General features: G+C 39.7%; 3 protein-coding genes and 2 pseudogenes. 1 reads left to right on the forward strand and 4 read right to left on the reverse strand.

The window, feature by feature from the left end:
• Positions 1–328 precede the first annotated feature (328 nt).
• Positions 329–1,224: pseudogene (locus QT979_RS28475) on the forward strand (transposase).
• Positions 1,225–1,230: 6 nt separating this feature from the next.
• Here the strand turns inward: QT979_RS28475 and QT979_RS28480 are convergent.
• The 4 genes and pseudogenes from QT979_RS28480 to QT979_RS28495 form a co-directional block, all read right to left on the reverse strand.
• Positions 1,231–1,470: an SMI1/KNR4 family protein gene (locus QT979_RS28480; protein WP_333312345.1), complete on the reverse strand. Its 240-nt coding sequence runs from the start codon at positions 1,468–1,470 to the stop codon at positions 1,231–1,233.
• 156 nt (positions 1,471–1,626) lie between these two features.
• Positions 1,627–1,923 carry a hypothetical protein gene (locus tag QT979_RS28485; RefSeq protein WP_333216932.1) on the reverse strand — a complete coding sequence of 99 codons (297 nt, stop codon included), beginning with the start codon at positions 1,921–1,923 and terminating at the stop codon, positions 1,627–1,629.
• A gap of 257 nt (positions 1,924–2,180) precedes the next feature.
• Positions 2,181–2,315 (reverse strand): hypothetical protein, encoded by a 135-nt coding sequence (locus QT979_RS28490; RefSeq protein WP_333312346.1) that lies wholly within the window; start codon positions 2,313–2,315, stop codon positions 2,181–2,183.
• Between the two features lie 95 nt (positions 2,316–2,410).
• Positions 2,411–3,895 (reverse strand): annotated as a pseudogene (locus tag QT979_RS28495) (IS5 family transposase).
• Between the last annotated feature and the right edge of the window lie 236 nt (positions 3,896–4,131).

Raw genomic sequence — 4,131 nt, forward strand, 5'->3', positions numbered from 1 at the left:
TGTTCGTACTTCATATTATGGGAGCTAATTTTTTCTTTTATTTTACCTAGAACGAGCGCACTTTCGCAAGAGGTCTAATGCCATACTATAGCATTTATCAGAAAGATGAGGTATGATATAACTGACTTGAACGGAGTGAAAAATATAGAACCCCAAAATGTTCTGCAGCTCTAATTAAATGGAGCGCGATCGAACAGTCGCTCGACCCACAGCAGTCACTCGAATGACAAATATCAAGAATTTTAGTAAGTATCACACATTAGTAAAAATGAAAATTTCTTCTCTTGATTTCCGACAAAAAATTATGGATATGTAGCATAAGGAACCGCTGTCACAAAGAGCAATAGCTAACAGTTTTTGTGGAGCCTCGGAGTTTCGTCCAGAAATTAGTTAAACAGTCTCGGGAGACCCTTGCATATTGCTCCTCGAACTGAGCGATGCAGAGTCAAATTGAAACTCAATGCAGAACAACTACTGATTTTAGCCGAATTGATTGAAGCTTCGGATGATGCAACTCTCGAAGAACTCCGTTATTTACTGTACCCGAAAATTGGTTTTACCATCAGCGTAGCTAACGATGGGAAGAATGGCAAAACTCTTAAACATGACTTTAAAAAAACTCTCTTTCCGATCGCGAAAGGCACTGACAGAGTTCAAAGCATGCGATATGAGTTCTGGCAAAAAGTCCGAGAAGTTTGTTTCAAATACTTAATATTCATTGATGAATATGGAGTAAAATTGGCAATGGTTAGGTTATATGCTAGGTCTCTAAAAGGTGCAAGAGCTCTCGTAGCCAAAACCGAATAAATGCGGAAGAAATGTCTCAATAATTGGAGCTATATCGGTCAATAAAGTCTTAACATCAGTCAATTTAATAGGTACAATCGATGCCATTACATTCGAGGCTTTTATCATCCAAAAGTTAGTACCAAAATTATGGAAAGGTGCTTGTGTATTGATGGATAATTGTACTATTAATACCGGAGAAACAATAGAAAAAGCCATCAAAAAGAAAGGTGCAAAATTAATATATTTGTCGCCATATTCGCCAGATTTTTTACCAATTGAAAATTTATGCTCAAAACTTAAAACTATTCTCCGTTTTATCAAGACACGTAATTATAAATAGTTCGCAAAAGTCATAGAGTTTGCATTTAGTGAAGCTACATCAGCAAATATTTGAATTGGTTTACTCACTGTTGTTATTGTACCTCACCTTTGTAAGAAATGCTATATTTCGATCGCGCTTTGGACAGAGAGAAACTCCAAGTGGGGGAACAGGGAATAAGATTCTTCATCCTGACCGCTATCCACGCGGTAAGACAGCTTGAAATCTTCGGGAAACTCTACACCAAAGAATGCTTCTGCCCTATAAATATCCTCATCAGTCGCGCCCGGTATGAGACTTTTCAGTACTTGAGGTGCATTGGCTGCCAGCCAATTATCAATTCTTTCCCAAATTATTTTCATGATCAAACCTCCGAAGCTGGAAACTCAGTCTATGCGAGAACTGAGAGGAAAGCGAGATAACGGTTTTAACCGCCTAAAAATTAAAGCGGGGTGCTGACTCTGTTTCCCTGCTACTTTTTATCGACTCTAACGATCACTCAGGTGATTATAGCAATTCTAACCACGCTCAACTGCTTCAATCTGAACCTTTTGTCCATCTTCTATTCCCTCCTCTGCGTCCTCTGCGGTTTGTTCACTCTTTCCTGGATTCAACTCAATCTTTTTCTGGTGACGTTCCGAGGCAGCTTTTTGCAGCATTTTCAATTTTTCTGAATCAGCATTCGATCGCCAAAACAAGCGATGACCTTTAATTTTAACGCAGTTTTCCTTCAAACACTTCACCCATTCCCGATGCTTTTTAACTACGCCACGATCGAGAATCCCTAACTTTTCTTCTTGGCGAGTGAGTTTCACCAACTTTTCGTAATGGGATAGCTAGCAGTAACAAAAGCTTATTTTTTAACTAGAATTAGAAGATTATACATATCAAAATTGTCTTGATAGCTCACAGAAAGGTCACGCAAATCTATGTGCATAGAAGTGTGAATGGCTGGATGCAGGTTACTGTCAAAATCGGGATAAAATAAATAGGAAATTTGAGGTTGGCGAGCGTGAAATTTGATAATTATAGCGCCGTCAAGTCTGCCAATGGTGCGTTTGGGGCAGCCTTCCTAGAGCCGCAGGAAAGGGTCTAGTTCTTCTAAAGCTGAGACGTGAACTGAAAGAGTACCGGGCTGTTTGTAGCCGATCGCACTATCTTCACAGCAATCCGCAACAACATCAGCTTTGCCCAAAATGTATAACATTAAATATGCCAAACTGCAAGCTTTTTGATAATTAGGACTTGCTGAATAATCGATCGCAAACTAAGAACAGGAGCTCACAATATCTGAAAGCTCAGTTAAATATAAGTTTTTTCGGTATCGAATCCCCCCCAATAATAACTGTAGATTATCTTCGGCCTAAAAACAGGTGTTCTTTTGGCAAATAGACATAAAAACACAAAAAAAACCCGGCGCCACCAGGTAGCAAGGTTCATTACCAAAAAAGTAATTGCAATAACTGTACCAGATGTATTATCAAGTTTTGCCATCACTCGATTCAGACCGAATCTTCGTTTGCCTTGCCCGAACTTGCCCTCAATTGCATTTCTAATCCTCTCATCTTCCAACGCTTGCCTCTTTTTTGATTTACTCACATTTGCTCTTGGTCTTCCTAATGGCCGCCCACTGAGCCTAATGCCTTTTTCTTTGCACCATGCTCGGTTTTCTCTTGTACGATAAATGCGATCTGCATGAACGGACTCTGGATAATACCCTGTGAATCTATAATAAGCTTCTACTTGTGCTTTTAAGTCCCCTGATTCGTTAAAATTATCCCAGCTCATCCGGTCTGAAAACACATATCCTTAAAAACAACTGGCCGATAGTTTGGCTCCAACCTCTACGCTTTTCCCTGCTTTCCCTCTGACTATGGGACGAATATGGGGTTGACTTAAACTTACTATTCTATTCTCAATACTCTGTTTGTTGTTGTCAAATAACCACTGTTGTTGGCGAACGAGTTCTGTGAGAACTAGCAAGGTTTTATATTGCTTTTTATTCAGACCTTCTAGGCTCGCACCTAAATCGATTAGCTGTTCAATATGAGCTAGATTTCTTGTGATGTACTGAAGTTGTTTTTTAATTGCCTGTCTTCTTTTGTTGCGTGTGGGTCGTCTTTATTTCGCTACTGCTAAGTAGTCTTTTCTCGCTAAATTACGGTAGGTTCTTGGTTTTTTATGGGTTTTTTCCTTGATTTGTTTATACAGGATGTCTATGATTTTTTCTGTATAAACTCTGGCTTTATTTAATAGTCCTAAGTCGGTCGGATAACTAATATCGGCTGGGGCACAGGTTGCATCTATGATTAGTTTACCGCGATTGGGTGACTCATTTTTTGCGTCCGAATCCTTTTTTTTTTCGGGTTTGATTGGCGTGATTTCTCGCATTTTTTCAACCATGCGTTCGTTCACTTTATTAATTAGGTTGGGACTGATTCGTTGCCGAAAATGTACTAATAGTGATGGGTCAAATGCGAGTTCATTGCTGTAGCTTGATAGACCGATAAAGTATTGCAGATAGGGGTTTTCCCGGATCTGTTCTACTGTTTCCCGATCGCTAATTCCTAATTTTTCTTTAATAATTAATGCCCCCAATGCCATCCTAAACGATTTGGCGGGTGCACCCTTTGCTGCGGGGAAGTTGGCCGCATATTCTGATTCAAATTCAGACCACGGGATTATTTGGGCCATTTTTACCCAACGGTTATCTGGTGATAAATTCCCTCCGAAAGGCAGTTCAAAGTCCGATGGGGGACTTGGGGCAAGCTCAGCTTTTTTGTACACGATCGCAGGCGGTGATGCACGGCTTTTGACCTATTCTACCTGTTTATCTTGCACTTTACTCTCGATTGCACGATTTCTTAACCCAGGCTACGTCAAGTGCGATCGATATATTCAGCAAGCCCTAATTAAGCTGTTCGACATCTAAACTGCATTAACTAAGTTACCTTTGTTTTTGATCTTTCGGTTCCATTTCATAATTAATTCTCCTTCATTTAAAAGTTTATGTAACAGTGATT

Source organism: Microcoleus sp. w2-18bC1 (assembly GCF_036700365.1).
Taxonomy (GTDB): Bacteria; Cyanobacteriota; Cyanobacteriia; order Cyanobacteriales; family Microcoleaceae; genus Microcoleus.